Genomic DNA, 17,679 nt, shown 5'->3' on the forward strand with positions numbered 1-17,679 from the left:
TAGCGCGGGCATTCCCCACGCTGAGCCTCTTTTTGGGTCAAATATCCAAATCCGACCCTATTTTTCATACCACCACACATCAGGCAGAAACCCCGTCCAGTCCCCGTAAAGGGATGTTTCCTTGGGATAGTGCAGATGCGCGTCATGGGCCAGAAAACTGACCGGATTATACCAGATGGGGATCACATAGCGCCCCGTGGTCAACACCCGATCCAACGCGCGCACTGCCGCGTTATATTGCGCGCCGTCCTTTGTTTCCAGCATGGTTGAAATCATCGCCTCGGCTGCTGGGCTGTCCATTCCCATGTAATTGCGCGTGCCAGGCACTGTGACCCCGTCCCGCCCCCAGTACAGCCGCTGCTCGTTTCCGGGGGATAGCGACATATAACGGGTGAAATAGACCATATCATAGTCATAGTCCTTTAACCGCTCGCGGTGCTGCACAGGGTCGATCAGTTTTAGACTGGCCTCAATCCCCAGCCGTTTCAGCGTATCCACAAAGATGCCCATGATGGCTTCGTTTTCGGTGGCAGTGTTTTTCAACAGGATTTCAAAGGCAAACGGTTCCCCCGCTGCATTTTTCAAAACACCGTCTTGCACTGTCCAGCCCGCCTGCGCCAACAGCTTTGCCGCCTTGCGCAGATTGCCGCGGTTTCGGTTCGAGCCGTCAGATTCGGGCAAGGCATAGCCTGTCAATGTATCGGCAGGCAGCGTATCCGCGAAAGGTTGCAACAGGGTGCTCACGGCCTCATCAGCGGCACCATGGGTCATGGAAAGCTGGCTGTTGGCAAAATAGCTGGTGATGCGCGGCAGTTCCCCACCGTTCAGAGCTTTGTTGATGAATTCAAAGTTAAAGGCATGGATCAGCGCGTCGCGCACGCGGATGTCTTTGAAAATGTCCCGCCGCGTGTTCATCACAAACCCCGTCATCCCTGTTGGACGCTGGTGCGGGATTTCCGACTTCACGACCTGCCCCGATGTGATTGCAGGGAAATCATAGGAATCTCTCCAGCGCTGGGCGTTACCTTCCCGAAAGGCTGATAAAGCCCCCGCCTTAAAGGCTTCAAAAACCACGCTTTGATCGGTGTAATAATCGTATTTGATCACATCCAGATTGTTCACTCCCGCGTTCAACGGCAGATCCGCCCCCCAATAGTTCGGGTCGCGGCGAAAGGTGATGTAACGCCCTGCTTCAAATTCGGCGATCTTATAGGGGCCTGATCCGGTGATTGGCGTCAGACCACTGTCTTCAAAGGCGCGTCCCTCCCAATCCGCTTTGCGCAACACAGGGCGCAGGCCAAGGATCAGCGGCAATTCACGATCAGGCGTATTAAAGGTAAACTTAATACTGCGCGGCCCGGTGATTTCCGAACGGGCCACCTTGCGCCAACTGTTCAGATAGCGCGGGTGCCCCAACTCTCCCAACGTTTCAAACGACCAGATCACATCTTCAACTGTGACCGGATCACCGTTGGAAAACCTGGCTTCGGGGCGCAGGGTAAACTCCACCCAACTGCGCGCATCATCGGTTTCAACGCTTTCTGCCAGCAAACCATACATCGAAAACGGTTCGTCGTAGTTTTGGCCCAACAGGGTTTCAACCACATGCACACGAATGCCCCAAGGGGCCTGACCTTTCAAAATATACGGATTAAGCGAATCAAAACTGCCAGATTCGGATAAAACGATGGTTCCTCCCTTAGGCGCATCGGGATTCGCATAAGGAAGTGCGGTAAAATCCAGCTTCAAGGCCAGATCACCGTTCATAGCAAGGCCATGTTGCGGCGCGGATAAGGCGAATTGTGGTGTTAGCCAGGCAACGGCTGCCACAATAGAAACAAGGATACGGGCTTTACAGAACAGACGTGACATCGGCGCAACAATACACTCTCGGTTTTGGCGTTTTTCCATATGTATCAAGCCTGTCCAAGAAATACTTCAAAATTTTACTTGGCGGGTGGGCGCATATTTTGTATAACAAACTCACTGCTCGATAGGTTTCTTGCCTGTATGAAACCTGCCTCAATAACTTAACGCCCTCCTTGTGAGGGCGTTTTTTTTTGGACTGTTCCTGTGGCAATGCACCTATACGCAAGAGATTCACCTTATTCTATTGAGGTATAGCGGGATCGTCCCCATTCAGATAACCCGCCATCCCCCACCAATTCCCCCTGATGATCCGCCAAAATCACGTCCACAGACCCCGACTCGAATCGATTCCTTTTTTCGTCAACGGCAGAGGAGTCCGCGCAGATCACATTCTATTGACCATTCGGCAATGCTCACCTTGGGTTGAATGAGCGGATTCTGGCCGCGTAAACCTCCCAATTTCAAAACCTTACGACCCGTTGCAAATGTAAAATTTTGACCACGCGTCGGGCTAAAACTGGTCGCGCGTCAAGCCATAGGCAAAACCTATTGCAGGGTTTGACCTGCTTGATCCTTTGATACGGGCGGATTAAGCCCGAATGACAGACATCCACCACAGGACATCAGGCCCGCATGACCAACCTCTCTGTTTTTGACCAAGGCCGCGCCGCGCCCTGCCCCGAACCGTTCAATCTGACCCGCTATATTTTAGACGCAGGCGCGGATGACGCCATCGCACTAGAGGTTATTGGCACCACCACAGAACGCTGGCGCTACGCCGATCTGCGCGATGCGGTTTGGCGCACGGCAGGGGGATTGCTGGACATGGGGCTGGTTAAGGACGACCGTCTGTTACTGCGCATTGGCAATGACGCCGCCTTCCCCGTGGTGTTTCTGGCCGCCATCGCCGTGGGCGTTGTGCCCGTGCCCACATCCGCCCTGTTGACCGATATCGAAGTGCGCCGCATCGTGGCTGAATTAAACCCTGCCCTTGTGGCTTTCGCAGGCGGGCTGGACCCTATCCCTGATCTGGGTGTTCCCACGTTAGATGCCAAAGGCGTGGCCCAATTGCGCACGTCAGAACCGGCTGATCCTGTCATGGGCGCTGCGGATCGGCTGGCCTATATGATCTACACCTCTGGTACATCGGGAAAACCACGGGCCGTAATGCACGCACACCGCGCGGTTTGGGCGCGCCGTATGATGTGGCAAGGCTGGTTCGGTCTGCGCAGCGATGATCGTATGTTACATGCGGGCGCGTTCAACTGGACCTACACCCTTGGCACGGGGCTGCTGGACCCTTGGGCCATCGGCGCGACAGCTATGGTTTACACGGGCCCGCCGGATCGAAGCGTTTGGGGCCGATTAGTTACAGAACACAAAGCCACAATTTTCGCGGCCTCACCGGGGGTTTATCGCCAGATCGTTGAAACAGGGGCACAGGGTTTTGACAAGCTGCGCCACGGGTTAAGCGCAGGTGAAAAAATGCCAGCCGCCGTATTAAACGCATGGCAGCAGCAAACTGGAAAACCCGTCTTTGAAGCCTTGGGCATGAGCGAGGTTTCTACCTTTGTATCTTCCAGTCCTGAAACACCACCCAAACTGGGCACTTCCGGGCGCGTCCAACAGGGCCGCCGTGTGGCTGTCCTGGGCGAAGACGGCCCTGTTGCACCAGATCAGCCCGGTGTTTTGGCTGTTTCCAAAGACGACCCCGGCCTGATGCTCGGCTATCTGGATCAACCCACCGAAACAGCAGCAAAATTTCGCGGCGACTGGTTTGTGACGGGTGACACCGTTTCCATGGATGCAGAGGGCTACGTCACCTACTTGGGGCGCGACGACGATATGTTAAACGCAGGCGGCTACCGTGTGTCCCCCATAGAAGTTGAAGCCGCCATGCTGGCCTGTGACGGTGTGCTGCAAGCCGCCGCTGCCGAGGTCGAAGTGCGCGAAGGTGTGCGGGTTATTGCCGGTTTCTACGTAGCAGAGGCCGATTTAGAAACAATGCTCACGGAAATTTGCGCTGAAACACTGGCAAAATACAAAAGGCCCCGTATGTTTGTGAAAATGGATGCGCTCCCCATGGGCGCGAATAATAAGGTGCAGCGCAAAGCCTTGCGCAGTTGGAAATCCTAGTCCGACCTGTGGTTTTGACAGGCATTTTGACTGGGAGGTTCGCCGCGCCAGAACAATGACGACGCCGCGGATCTATGCGCCGCCCCAAAGCCTGAAGTGACTGAGACCACATGACAAAACTTGATATTATTTCCGATCCGATCTGCCCGTGGTGCTATATTGGCAAAACCAAACTGGATCGCGCGCTGGGCAAACATCCCGAACATGATCTGGTAATCGAATGGCATCCGTTCCAGTTGAACCCCACCATGGCCCGCGAAGGTATGGATCGGCGCGAATATCTGGAAACCAAATTCGGCGGCAAGGAAGGCGCGGTCAACGTGTACGGCGCCATTGCACAAGCGGCCGAGGACGCGGGGATCGAAATCAACTTTGAAGGCATCAAACGCACCCCAAGCACGCTGAACGCCCACCGTTTGTTGCATTGGGCCGCCCTTGAAGGCCGCCAAAACGCAGTGGTGGATCGCCTCTTTAAAGCCTATTTCAAAGAGGGACAAGATATTTCCGACCATGACGTGCTGGTGGATATTGCCAGCGGCGCCGGGCTGGACGGTGACGTGATCCGTCGATTATTGCAAGGCGAACAAGATGTTAGCGAGATTCAGGAACGGGACGCCGCCGCGCGTGAACAGGGCGTGACCGGGGTTCCCTGTTTCGTGATTGGCAAACACTATGTGGTTCAGGGCGCCCAACCCACTGAACTATGGGAAAAAGTCATCTCGGAACTTAGCGAAGCCCATACCAAGGCCGCTGCCAAATAACACCAAACGCCCTTTCAGGGTCGTTTCACAAGACGGTTCAAAGGCCTCTTTTCAGGCTTTGGCCGTCTTTTTGCACGACATACCGTTGCACCCCTACCCGAGCGCCGAAAGCCGCCGCACCACATTGGAGTTTTACTATGGGGAAACGTCTCCCGCTGCTGGAATTCATCATTCTGACGGCATTGTTGTTCTCGCTCATCGCCTTTGGCACTGACGCCATGCTACCTGCATTTGGCCAGATCGCCGCCGATTTGCACACGCCCAACGTCAACCGTGTTCAGTTGATCGTTGCAGCCTTTGTGCTGGGTACAGGCTGTGGTCAATTGGTCAGCGGCCCCTTGTCTGATGCCATCGGGCGCAAGCCGGTACTGCTGGGCGGGATCAGTGTTTTTATCGCCGCCAGCTTTTGGGCTTGGGGCACGCAATCGCTTGAAATGCTGTTGGTGGCGCGGTTCATCCAAGGGCTTGGTATTTCCGCCCCGCGCACCGTTGGCATGGCTATGGTGCGCGATCTTTACGCGGGCCGCGAAATGGCGCGGGTGGTGTCGCTGGCAATGATGATGTTCGTGCTGGTCCCCGCCGTAGCCCCGCTGATCGGCCAAGGCATCATGCTGGCCTTTGGCTGGCGGGCGATCTTTTTGTCCTTTGTGGTCATGTCCGGGTTAGTTGGCCTATGGCTATGGATTCGCCAGGAGGAAACCCACATTCTGGAAAAGCGCCGCCCTGTAAAAGTGTCCACCATGCTGGCCGCGGTGCGGGAAATGGTTCAGTCCAAACGGGTTATCGTATCCCTATTGGTGTTATGCATGTCCTATTCGATCATTTTTTCCTATATTTCCAGCGCACAGCAAGTGTTTGTCGATTGGCTGGATGCAGGCACCCGTTTCCCCACATATTTCGCCATAATCGCACTTGTTTCAGGCACCGCCAGCGCATTGAACGCGGCTTTGGTGGTGCGCCTTGGCATGTGGTTGATGAGCACGATCGGTCTGGCCCTAATCGCCATATTTTCACTGACAGGTGGCACGTTGATCTATCTTGGCGTATTTGAAGGCCACGCCCTGCTAATCTTTTTCATCGGCTGGTCTATGACACTGTTTTTCCTAAGCGGGTTGGTGTTTTCCAACGTCAATGCTTTGGCGATGGAACCCATGGGGCACATCGCAGGCACCGCCAGCGCCATCATCGGCGCAGTGTCCACACTGGCCAGCATCGTGATCGCTGTACCCATCGGGCAGATGTTCAACGGCACCGGCCTGCCCCTGATGTTCGGCGTCGGCACCTGCGCAGTCATCGGTTTTGGATTAAACCTGACCAATCCGCGCAACGTATAAAACTGCGTTTAGACGCGGGTACAGCAAAGGGCGGGAAAATCCCCGCCCTTAGCTTTGTGTCAGCTTCAGTGGCTCACTTCTGTGGCTCGACTCTGTGGCTCAGCTTCAGTGGCGCCACAACTCTTGTGGTTCGTCCAACAGCAACGCTTCTACAGGCGCATCCAACAGTTCAGGGCAGTACCCCAAGTCATGGGCCGCCGCGACCAGTTCGGCTGGCTGTGATCCCAACCCGGACCTTTGGCAATCCAGTGTAAACTCGGACCCTTTGGTGCACATAAACGAAACCAGACGGGCCGCCCGTACTATCGGGCATTCCAATCCTTTCAAAGTCTTGGCAGGGTCATATGTGATTACCTTCAAAGGTTCATCTTCATGGGACACCGTGATATCCTTTGCGCTGATTTTTTGTTTCACATCTCCGCGCAGGTTTCTCTCTGCCAAGGCCAGACCCCGAAAATACATTGAGACGTATTTGAAATCGTAATTGGACAGCAGGATCGCTTTTTCCAAATCCGCCAAACCGGGCTTGGCGAAAACACTGCCGCCGGGCACCATCTGTTTCACTAAACCAATACTTGCCCAGACTTCGGGCCGCGAGGGAAATAACCCTGCCATTTCTTCCAGATATTGCATAAACTCCTGCATCGCCTTGCTAGAGACAAGCACCCGAATGCTGACACCATATTTGCCAGTTGAAACAGCACCGGGGTATTTGGAATAAATCTCGACTTGTTTTTCCCAAATATAACTCGGGTTAAGCGGATCATTCTGGACGCGGGCTTTTTCCGCTGCTGCAACCTTGGGCTCCTGTTCTGCGTAGAACCCCTTTACCTTGCCCATATCCTCAATCAACATTGCAAAACGAAGGGCGTTCAGCCCTGCAGGATCATATAGAGAAACAGCCAAATCGGCGGTTTCCGGGGTCAGAGTTTTCGGGCGCAGATAAAACATATCCGTAAAGCGTGCGCCCCTAAGCGCGGCATCTGGGGTGGCGGCCATCACAGAGCGCGCCCATTCCAGTTTGTCCAATTGACCGCCCGCATGGATAGATGGCATGTTAAAAACCGCTGTGGCCTTACACACATCGGCTCCGTACCAGTCAGGCGCTGACATCTTATCCGCAAAAGTGTCACATAAATAGACGATCTCTTCCCAACTGCCCCCCCATTTGGGGCTCACTGCATAGACGATTTTATCCAGCAAATCGGGATCTGGATTGGCCGATAAAGCCAATTGCGCAAAATCATCCAGTTCCAATACGCCGAAATTGGTCAAATAAGAAATTGAGACCAGATCGCTGGCGGGTACAAAATCATTGCGTAGATTGAAAACCTCCCAGCCCAAATCAGCCGAGCGTTCCTGAAACAGGTACATATCCTTAAAGGCGTTAGGATGTGTGTGAGCAGAGACCTTACTTCCGCGGGCAAGCCACGACAAGTGGTGCAAGTACCAGCCCTCGGCCACCTTGCGATAAGGCGAGTCAGGCATGACCTGCTTCCAATTCACCAACAATTCAGTGATTTCCGGGCGGGTTTTGCTGAACTGGTCAAATACCCAGCGCAAATCGGAGTTCTTTGAAAACCCCTCCGCCACATTGGCGGCGTCCAAGGTTTCGATCAGGGTCTGAACCGCTGCCGCATCCCCCGCTGATACAAAACTGCGGAAATCATCCCGCATATCAGCAATCACTGGCCCGCAAGCCGCGATCAAAACCGCCGCAGCACAAAATGATCTTTTAAAAATAGCACGCATGATACTCTCACTTTACCTAAAACTTTCCTATCTCCACACTGATAGGTAGAGTTTTTGGCAACATTTAGGCATTAATAAGGAGCATCTATGCTGGTGTAAAAAAGCGACGGGGGGCCCCCCCCGCCCTAGGCTTTGGCGTATTTGGCAAGGTCGCGGGCGATGATATAGGCGCCTTTAATCTTGGTGTCGTCATTGTCCCAATCGCGGCGCACGATGATCTTATTGTCTTTGACCTTGGCGGTGCCCCGTTGGTTTTGCAGGAATTCCACCAGACCGGCGGGGTTGGCGTATTTGTCGTTGTGGAATTGGATCACGGCGCCTTTCGGCCCGCCGTCCAATTTGGCAATCCCTGCCCGTTTGCACATGGATTTCACCCGCACAATGCGCAGCAATGTATCTACTTCGCTCGGCAGTTTGCCAAAACGGTCAATCAATTCGGCAGCAAAGCCTTCCAGTTCCACCTTACTCGACAGTGAGGACAGACGGCGATACAGCCCAAGCCGCACATCCAGATCAGGCACAAACGTGTCGGGGATCAGCACTGGAACGCCCAGATTAATCTGCGGCGACCACGTGCCATCCCCATCTGTCAGCCCTTCAAGCCCGCCGGATTTCATCTTGGCAATCGCCTCTTCCAGCATCTCTTGATACAGTTCAAAGCCAACTTCACGCACATGGCCCGATTGTTCATCCCCCAGCAGGTTCCCTGCCCCGCGAATGTCCAAGTCTTGGGATGCCAGCGTGAAACCAGCGCCCAGACTGTCCAGACTACCCAACACCCGCAGGCGCTTTTCCGCGTTCGGCGTCAAAGGCTTGCGCGGTTTGGTGGTCAGGTAGGCATAGGCGCGGGTTTTGGACCGCCCCACACGCCCCCGGATCTGATAGAGCTGAGACAGCCCGAACATATCGGCGCGGTGAATAATCATGGTGTTGGCAGTTGGAATATCCAGCCCGCTTTCCACAATCGTCGTGGCCAGCAGCACATCGTATTTGCCATCGTAAAACGCGTTCATCCGGTCATCCAGTTCCCCGGCCGCCATCTGCCCGTTGGCTGTAATAAAGCTGACTTCGGGGACTTGGCTGCGCAAAAACTCTTCGATTTCTGCCAGATCACTGATGCGCGGCACCACAAAGAACGACTGACCACCCCGGTAATGTTCGCGCAACAGGGCCTCGCGGATGGTGATGGTGTCAAATTCCGAAACATAGGTGCGGATGGCCAGACGATCCACCGGCGGTGTGCCGATGATCGACAGCTCGCGCACCCCTGAAAGGGACATTTGCAGCGTGCGCGGGATCGGCGTGGCGGTCAGGGTCAGCACATGCACGTCGGATCGCAACTGTTTCAGCTGTTCCTTGTGGATCACCCCGAAATGCTGCTCTTCGTCGATCACCAGCAGGCCCAGATTGGCAAATTTGATACCTTTGGCCAGCAAAGCATGGGTGCCAATAACAATTTCCACCCCGCCATCACGCATACCTGTGCGGGTGGCTTCGGCCTCTTTGGCGGTCACAAACCGCGACAGTTGGCGCACGCGGATGCCGGTATTTCTAAACCGTTCGGCAAAGGATTTATAATGTTGACGGGCCAGCAAAGTGGTCGGCGCAATGATCGCTACCTGCGTCCCCGCGGATGCCGCCACAAAGGCCGCACGCAAGGCGACCTCGGTCTTGCCAAAGCCCACATCACCGCAAACCAAACGGTCCATCGGCGTGCCCGAAGCCATATCCGCCAATACGTCCTCGATAGCATGTAACTGATCATCGGTTTCCACATAAGGAAAGCGCGCGCAAAATTTATCCCATGCATCTGCGGGGGGTTCCAATACCTCGGCTTTGCGTAAGGCCCGTTCGGCAGCGATGCGGATCAGCTTATCCGCCATCTCGCGGATGCGTTCCTTCAGCTTGGCTTTTTTCGCCTGCCATGCCCCGCCGCCCAGACGATCCAGCATGCCCTCGTCATGACCAAAACGGGACAGCAGTTCGATGTTTTCAACAGGCAGATACAGGCGGTCATTGTTGGCGTATTCCAACAGGATACAGTCATGGGGCGCGCCCAAGGCAGTGACAGTTTCCAGCCCCTGATAGCGCCCGACTCCGTGGTCCAAATGCACCACCAGATCACCGGGCGACAGGCTTTGTGCCTCGGTCAGAAAGTTTTCGGCCCGCCGTTTGCGCCGTGGACTGCGGATCAGGCGATCCCCCAGCACATCCTGTTCGGAAATCACTGTCAGGCCTTTGGCTTCAAATCCCTGCTCCAGCGGCCAGACCGCCAGTGCGATACTAGCGGTGCCAGACAGATCACCAAGTTTGGAAATCGGCGTGGCACCTGCAATATCCTGATCCGCCAGCAATCCGGAAAGCCGCTCACGAGCACCCTCGGAATAGCTGGCTATGACAACGTTACCGTTTTTTTGGCGGGCTTTAATGTGATCCGCTAAAGCCCCGAAAAGGCTAATGTTTTCTTGCTGGCGCTCAGGGGCAAAACTGCGCCCCAGCCGACCGCCTGCATCTGTCACATTGGGACCGACGCCTTGGGGGAGAACGGAAAATTGTTTGACTGTCAGATCCGCAATCGCCGCTTCAAAAGCGGTGTCATCCAGATACAACAGATGGGGGGGACAGGGTTTGTACACGCTGTCCATACGGGACTTGTTGTTCAGCGCCTCTTTGCGGGCATCATATTGATCTGCAATACTTTCCCAGCGTGAAAGCCGCGCTTGCGTGGCACGATCATCCAAAAACACCTGCGCCTTTGGCAGATAATCAAACAGGGTTTCCATGCGGTCATGAAAAAACGGCGCCCAATGTTCAATGCCCTGATGTTTGCGCCCTGCGCTAACCGCTTCATAGAGCGGGTCATCGGTGCCCGCCGCACCAAATTCGATGCGATAGTTCTGGCGGAACCGCTGAATTGACTCCTCATCCAGCAGGATTTCGGACACAGGGGCCAGTTCCAGCCGTTGCAGGGATTCCGTCGTGCGCTGGGTCGCCGCATCAAAGCGCCGCGCCCCGTCAAGCACATCGCCAAACAAATCAAGCCGCACAGGCCCGCTTTCACCGGGGGGATAAACGTCAATCAAGCCACCGCGCACCGCAAAATCCCCCGGTTCTGTGACTGTTGGCGCCTGCACAAACCCCATCCGCGCAAAAAACTCGCGCAGGGCCTTTTCGTCAATCTGACGGCCGACTTCGGCCACAAAACTGGCAGTTTGCAGGGTTTCACGGGCTGGCACACGCTGGGTCGCAGCGGTGACGGTGGTTAGCAAGATAAACGGCCGCTCAAATCCTGCGGCCAATGTGGCCAGCACCGCCATCCGCGCGGCAGAAATCTCGGCGTTGGGGGACACACGATCATAAGGCAGACAATCCCAAGCGGGAAATACAAACACCGGCACATCCGGCGCCACAACCCCAAGGGCAGTTTGCGTGGCTGCAAGGCGCGCATCATCACGGGCAATATGCAGGATTGGCCCGTTTCCCTTGGCCAGCGCATTCGCCAGTAATTGTGCGTCAAATCCCTCGGGAGCGCCCCCGACGGTGGTGTGTTTATCGTTATACTGCTGTGCCATCCGGCGGATTTAGCGCAGGTGGCGCAAAGCGACAAGACCGTAAAACACCGCGCCTTTAGAAGGTTCCAGCATACGGCGAAAACAAAGTCTGCGAAACGCCCCAGAATGCCGCGAAAAAGATCGAGAACGCGCCGATTCCCTGTTTGATCCTGCGATGCCAGACATAGGCCCCGTACAGCTCTAATCCTTCAAGCTGAAGGGCGCGCAGGCGCTGGGCCAGATGGATCGACATGCCCGACACAATGGTCAGCGGGAACATCAGCAAAAAGCTGGCTTGCATGAACTGGATGTTGAAGGAAAAGCCCAAAACAAACACAGTCGCCAGAAAAAACGCCGCAATTGCAGTGAAAATGATGCTGTGGCCCTCAAACACCTCAAGGGTTTTGCGGATGTTGATTTCAATCTGGGTTTCAAAATCCAACTGATACTGCCCGCCAAGTTTCTTGGCGTTTTGCGCATCTTCATAGGGCACACCCAAGGTCCAGTGGGTGGTGCGGGTCCAGACAACGGCAAAGACAATCCAGTACCAAATGCTGGCAAAACTGCGGGATCCGATTACTTCTTTGTAAAACCCTTCCATGCGGGGTCCTTTTTGCCGTTCTGGACGCGGTGTTAAATCATTGCGGCAATAATTCCAATTGCAGTTTGGTGCTTTTGTGGCGCAAGTGGGGTGAAGTCTTGCAAGGAACCCCACATGGTACACACTCCGGCCCCCTTTCCTATCGCCCGCCCGCGCCGCAACCGGCGCACAGATTGGATGCGTGATCTGACGCGGGAAAACACACTAAGTGTGTCTGATCTGATATGGCCGATATTTGTGCGGGACGGTGATGATGTGGTCGAACCGATTGAAAGTATGCCAGGGGTTAACCGCCTAAGCATTTCGCGCGCGGTTGAGGCTGCCAATGAAGCCGCCAATCTGGGTATTCCAGTGATTGCGCTGTTCCCCTACACCGATCCAGCCAAAAAAAACCCCGATGCGGCCGAAGCATGGAACCCCGAAAATCTGGTCAATCAGGCAACTCGTGCAATCAAGGCACAGGTGCCTGACATTGGTATTATGCTGGACGTGGCACTTGATCCCTATAATTCCGACGGGCATGACGGAATTGTGCGCGATGGCATCATTATGAACGACGAAACCTTGGGCGCACTTGAACAACAAGCCCTAACGCAGGCAGAGGCTGGCGCTGACATCCTTGGCCCGTCCGATATGATGGACGGGCGCATCGGGATAATCCGCCGTGCGTTGGAACAGAATGACTTCCCCGACACTGCCATCATGGCTTATTCCGCCAAATTCGCATCGGCATTTTATGGGCCGTTCCGTGATGCGGTTGGAGCCAATGGCGCGTTGAAAGGGGATAAAAAGACCTATCAACTGGACCCCGGCAATTCGGACGAAGCCCTGCGCATGGTGGCGCGGGATCTGGATGAGGGGGCGGATATGGTGATGGTCAAACCAGGCATGCCCTATCTGGACATCTGCCAAAGGGTCAAACAGCAGTTTGCCGTGCCCACCTATGCCTATCAAGTGTCTGGCGAATACGCGATGATTTCAGCTGCGGGCAACAATGGCTGGATTGATCGGGACAAGGCCATGTTGGAAAGCCTGATGGCGTTCAAACGGGCGGGATGTGACGGGATACTAAGCTATTTTGCATTGGAAACCGCGCAACACCTGCGGCGGGACTTTGACATTTTCTAAGGGGTCACCCCGTAACGGGACAAATCTCCAGACACAAGAACGGCGCCCCAAGGCGCCGTTTTTAAATTCATCTGCACCGTTTCAAGCTACATCAAGACATTCGCGCAGCAGGTTCTTGTATTTACGGGCTTCGGCATAAGTGTCGCGCCCGCCCCGCATGGTCTCTAGGGATTTCAACGCCCGTTCCAGCAACCGCAAGGAACTGCCAAGAGACCACATAGACGCCTGTACAGGTTCCCCCGCGATCAAAGTCGCCTTGCAGCTGATGCCGTTATTATACACCAATTCCAGATCGTTAACGGCTTTTTGAACAAGTTGCGCAATGTTATGGCGGTTCTCTTTGTCGCCTTCACGGGCCACAACGATAAACTTGCCTGACCCGCAGTAGGTCAACAAAGTGTTCTTACTTGGAAAGCAAGTTTGCAGCGCACTGGCGATATCGCCGATGGTGTAATACAAATCAAACGGTTCTGTGCGATCATAGATTTCGTTGAACTCTTTGATGCCAAAAGCGTAAATCTGGGTGCGCGAAATTTCCAGACGGGACAGCTGCAAAATGTAATTTTCCATTTCCAGCTTGTCGATCATATTGGGAACGAAGTCGATTTTCAGCGCCGCTTCACGGGTGATTTTCATGTCCCGTTCGATTTGTGCCTTCATCGCTTGGGCCGCTTCAAAGTTGCTTTCCGCCTTGCGCCGTTCGCGCAACAAATGGGTCACAGAGTGCATCCGTGCTGCCAGATCCAATGGCTTGACGGGTTTGCAAACGTAATCCGTAGCACCGGCAGTAAAGGCTTCGCGCACGGATTCTTCTTTGGTGATGGTGGTGACCATCAGAATGGGTGTGGTGGCATAGTCGTGCAAGCGGCGAATTTTGCGGCACAGGGTAATGCCGTCCATCTGGGGCATGTCGATGTCCAACAGGATCACATCGAAAGGGTTCCGCGCTTTCGCAAGAATAGCCAAAGCATCCGCGCCAGATGAAGCACATTCTAGGCTTCTGAGTCCCATGTCGTCGAAGTTGTTCTTAAACACTTCCAGGATCAGGGGATCGTCGTCTACTGCAAGAACTCTCATTTTACTCTCTCCACTCTAGGTAATGCCCCCGGACGGCGTTGGATTGGGGAAATTGCACTCATAACGTGCATCCCTTTTTAACGACAATTGTTCTTAAAATAAGGTTGAAATCAGGCAACATTAAGAAATGTTTAACCATGCGCCAAAAAGTTATCCACGGATTGTGGATAACTTCTGGGGAAAACTTTTATGAGGTCTTTTCGGAAATATACAGATATTTCAGCCAGTTATCTCTATTCAGCACGTTCTTCTAAGGTCAACCACTCCAGTTCAGCCGCCTCTAGAGCGGCCTGACGCTCAGTCAAGACCTCTGTCGCTTTTTGAAATTTTACAGGCGCTGTGGAATAAAGCTCTGGATCGGACAAATAGCTGTGCAATTTCGCAATCTCGGCTTCGAACCGTGCAATTACCCCTGGCAGCTCTTTCAACCTATGCTCATCCTTAAAGCTCATCTTTTTGACGGCGGCTTTGGGCTTTTCGGTTGGTTGGGCTTTGGCAGCGGGTTTTTGCGCCTCTTTACCAGCTTGTTTTTCGGCCTTTTCAACTTCCTTGCGCTGGGCCTGATAATCCGACCAGCCCCCCGCATAGATCGTCGCTGTGCCGTCGCCTTCCATCACGATGGATGTGGTCGCAACACGGTCCAGAAAATCACGGTCGTGGCTGACCAACAGCACGGTGCCCTCATAGTCGTCCAGAATCTCCTGCAACAGATCCAGCGTTTCTACATCCAGATCGTTGGTCGGCTCATCGAGCACCAGCAGGTTGCTCTCCTTGGCCATTAACCGCGCCAGCAGCAGACGGGCTTTTTCACCGCCCGAAAGGGCCGACACAGGGCCGCGCGCCTGATTTTCACTGAACAGGAATTCCTTCAGGTAACCAACAACGTGTTTTGGTGTGCCACGCACCATAATCTGGTCATTGCTTCCCGAAACACCCAAATCCCTGTCTTCTGTCAGAGTATCCCAAAGCGAGGCTTTGGGGTCCAGCGCAGAACGGTTCTGATCAAATATCGCAGGCAGCAGGTTGGTGCCCAGTTTGACCGTGCCCGTATCGGGTTCCAAAGCCCCCATTAACATGTTCAGCAAGGTGGTTTTACCCACACCATTCGGCCCGATCATCGCAATCCGTTCGCCCCGCGCAATGCGGATGGAAAAATCGCTGACAATCCCTTTATCGCCAAAGGTTTTGGAAATGCCTTCCGCCTCAATCACCCGCTTGCCGGATTTCTGACCGCTGTCAAACGCCATGGCCGCAGCCCCTGCCCGTTTGATTTGTGCGCCCCGCTCGGATTTCAGATCGGCAAGGCGACGCACCCTGCCCTGATTGCGTTTGCGCCGTGCGGAAATGCCTTCAACCGCCCAACGGGCCTCGGCCTTGATCAGGCGGTTCAGCTTGTGGCGCTGCATGTCTTCGTCTTCGAATGTCTTGTCGCGCCATTCTTCAAAAGCTTCAAAACCTTTGGGGTTCTGGCGCACCACGCCGCGATCCACCCACATGGTATCCCGCGTCAAAGACCGCAAAAATGCGCGGTCGTGGGAAATCAGGATAAAAGCGTCACGGGTCTGGCGCAGGTGGTCTTCTAGCCAAGCGATGGCTTCAATATCCAGGTGGTTTGTCGGCTCGTCCAGAAGCATCAGATCTGGTGCTTCGGCCAGAATTTTGGCCAGCGCAGCACGGCGACGTTCGCCCCCTGATGCGGCTTGGGGTGTTTGATCAGGGTTCAGTTTTAACCCTTCGGCGGCCATTTCAACCTTATATTCCTCGCCGGTCTGCAAACCGGACATGGCAAAATCACCCAATGTGGCGAAATCGGACAGATCGGGGTGCTGGTCCATATAGCCCACGGACACGCCGGGCTGGACAAAGCGGTTGCCCGCGTCGGGTTCAACCAGACCTGCGATGACTTTCAGAAGGGTGGATTTGCCGGACCCGTTTCGCCCCACAAGGCAGATACGGGCCGCTTCATGCACAGTCAGGCCTACCCCGTCAAACAACGGGTTGCCGCCAAAGGTGAGCATGATATCGGAGAGAGTGAGTACAGGAGGATTAGCCATGCCGCCCCTATCGGTGATGCGCATTGCGCCGTCAAGAGGCGCTTGCTAGGCTGGCGCGAATAACAAGGAAATCTCTGATGACGGCAGCATATTCCAGCCCGATAAACCCACTTTTGGCCGCAACCATCACATCCCCCATCGTAGAATCGCGCCGTTGGGTGGAAAATGCGGTGTTTCGCGATGACATGCCGTTGATTAACGTCAGCCAAGCCGCTCCCGTGGATCCGCCCCCCGCCCCCTTGCGCCAAGCCATGGCCGAGGCGGTTTTGAACGAGGTGGACTCTCATCTTTATGGTCCGGTTTTGGGCATGCCAGCCCTGCGCGATGAAGTTGCCCACCAGTGGAGTGCTGTTTACGGCGGCGCGATCAAACGCGACAATGTCGGCATCACTTCGGGCTGCAATCAGGCGTTTTGCGCGGCCATTTCATCCCTTGCTGCGCCAGGTGACGCGGTGATCCTGCCCGCCCCTTGGTATTTCAACCATAAAATGTGGCTTGATATGGCAGGTATAGAATGCCGTGTGCTGACCTGCGGCGACGATATGTTGCCCGATCCCGAACAGGCCGCCGGGATGATTGATGATCGGGTTAAAGCCATCGTCCTGGTCACCCCGAACAACCCCAGCGGCGTGGAATATCCGCCTGCGCTGACCTCTGCCTTTTACAAACTGGCGCAAAAGCGCGGCATTGCGCTGATCGTTGACGAAACATACCGCGATTTTCATTCGCAAACTGGCGCACCACACGGGCTTTTCGCCGATCCGGATTGGCAGGATACGCTGATCCAACTCTATTCCTTTTCCAAAGCCTATCGCCTGACCGGCCACCGCGTTGGTGCGATGATCTGTTCGGCCAGCCGAATGCTGCAAATTGAAAAGTTTCTCGACACGCAGACCATTTGCCCCAATCAATTAGGCCAACGCGGGGCTTTATTCGGCATGCGCACGCTGGGCAGTTGGCTGGCCCGCGAGCGTCAGGAAATTCTGGACCGCGCCGCCGCCATGCGCGCAGGATTTCCACAATTGGACGGCTGGCAATTGAAAGGCTGCGGCGCTTATTTTGCCTATGTGTCCCACCCGTTTGACGCACCGTCCAATGTAATCGCCAAAGCCTTGGTGGATAAAGCCGCCGTTCTGGCCCTACCTGGAACCATGTTCAGCCCCACTGTGGCCGAGGGCGGCACCGGTCACGCCGAACGGCATTTCCGCATTGCTTTTGCCAATGTAGACCGCACAGGCATCGCCACTTTGTTCGATCGTTTGGCCGCGTTTTCCCCATGAGCCGCCAATCCCCTCCGCCCCAACAGGCCCATTTCCACAGAAAACCCGCAAAATGTTGATCTCTATAGCCTATCGTAAGTGCGTTGCCGCTTGCTCTTCGGCCCGTTGCTGCCTAAAACCTGCCACCAGACTAGGG

At 54.9% G+C, this 17,679-nt stretch carries 11 protein-coding genes; 5 read left to right on the forward strand and 6 right to left on the reverse strand.

Translation table 11 applies throughout. The features are described from left to right. Positions 1 to 57 precede the first annotated feature (57 nt). Positions 58 to 1,911 (reverse strand): extracellular solute-binding protein, encoded by a 1,854-nt coding sequence (locus GGE09_RS12210; protein WP_309746412.1) that lies wholly within the window; start codon positions 1,909 to 1,911, stop codon positions 58 to 60. Between the two features lie 591 nt (positions 1,912 to 2,502). Between GGE09_RS12210 and GGE09_RS12215 the strand changes: the two genes are divergently transcribed. The 3 genes from GGE09_RS12215 to GGE09_RS12225 all read left to right on the forward strand — a co-directional run bounded on the left by GGE09_RS12215 (position 2,503) and on the right by GGE09_RS12225 (position 6,100). Beyond that, complete coding sequence (locus GGE09_RS12215) at positions 2,503 to 4,005, forward strand: class I adenylate-forming enzyme family protein (RefSeq protein WP_309746413.1); 1,503 nt, start codon at positions 2,503 to 2,505, stop codon at positions 4,003 to 4,005. Between the two features lie 110 nt (positions 4,006 to 4,115). After that, positions 4,116 to 4,766, forward strand: a complete 651-nt coding sequence (locus GGE09_RS12220) for a DsbA family oxidoreductase (RefSeq protein ID WP_309746414.1) — start codon at positions 4,116 to 4,118, stop codon at positions 4,764 to 4,766. Positions 4,767 to 4,903: 137 nt separating this feature from the next. Beyond that, positions 4,904 to 6,100: a multidrug effflux MFS transporter gene (locus GGE09_RS12225; RefSeq protein WP_309746415.1), complete on the forward strand. Its 1,197-nt coding sequence runs from the start codon at positions 4,904 to 4,906 to the stop codon at positions 6,098 to 6,100. Positions 6,101 to 6,205: 105 nt separating this feature from the next. Here GGE09_RS12225 and GGE09_RS12230 read toward each other — a convergent pair whose 3' ends face one another. From GGE09_RS12230 to GGE09_RS12240, 3 genes are all read right to left on the reverse strand, one after another. Further along, positions 6,206 to 7,852: a hypothetical protein gene (locus tag GGE09_RS12230; protein ID WP_309746416.1), complete on the reverse strand. Its 1,647-nt coding sequence runs from the start codon at positions 7,850 to 7,852 to the stop codon at positions 6,206 to 6,208. A gap of 125 nt (positions 7,853 to 7,977) precedes the next feature. Further along, entirely contained in the window at positions 7,978 to 11,424 is a 3,447-nt protein-coding gene (gene mfd / locus GGE09_RS12235; protein ID WP_309746417.1) for a transcription-repair coupling factor, read from the reverse strand. A 55-nt stretch (positions 11,425 to 11,479) separates the two neighbouring features. Beyond that, complete coding sequence (locus GGE09_RS12240; RefSeq protein ID WP_309746418.1) at positions 11,480 to 12,004, reverse strand: component of SufBCD complex; 525 nt, start codon at positions 12,002 to 12,004, stop codon at positions 11,480 to 11,482. Between the two features lie 114 nt (positions 12,005 to 12,118). Between GGE09_RS12240 and hemB the strand changes: the two genes are divergently transcribed. Continuing rightward, on the forward strand, positions 12,119 to 13,132 hold the full coding sequence (hemB, locus tag GGE09_RS12245) for a porphobilinogen synthase (protein WP_309746419.1): 1,014 nt from the start codon (positions 12,119 to 12,121) through the stop codon (positions 13,130 to 13,132). An 81-nt stretch (positions 13,133 to 13,213) separates the two neighbouring features. Here the strand turns inward: hemB and GGE09_RS12250 are convergent, their stop codons facing one another. Together GGE09_RS12250 and GGE09_RS12255 are read right to left on the reverse strand one after the other, a co-directional pair. Next, positions 13,214 to 14,209, reverse strand: coding sequence for a response regulator (locus tag GGE09_RS12250; protein WP_309746420.1), 996 nt, complete (start codon positions 14,207 to 14,209; stop codon positions 13,214 to 13,216). 233 nt (positions 14,210 to 14,442) lie between these two features. Beyond that, positions 14,443 to 16,263, reverse strand: a complete 1,821-nt coding sequence (locus GGE09_RS12255) for an ATP-binding cassette domain-containing protein (RefSeq protein ID WP_309746421.1) — start codon at positions 16,261 to 16,263, stop codon at positions 14,443 to 14,445. Between the two features lie 77 nt (positions 16,264 to 16,340). Between GGE09_RS12255 and GGE09_RS12260 the strand changes: the two genes are divergently transcribed. After that, positions 16,341 to 17,543: an aminotransferase gene (locus GGE09_RS12260; RefSeq protein WP_309746422.1), complete on the forward strand. Its 1,203-nt coding sequence runs from the start codon at positions 16,341 to 16,343 to the stop codon at positions 17,541 to 17,543. Positions 17,544 to 17,679 lie beyond the last annotated feature (136 nt).

The sequence above is a fragment of the Roseobacter sp. N2S genome (genome assembly GCF_031454055.1).
In the GTDB taxonomy this organism is placed as follows: Bacteria; Pseudomonadota; Alphaproteobacteria; order Rhodobacterales; family Rhodobacteraceae; genus Amylibacter.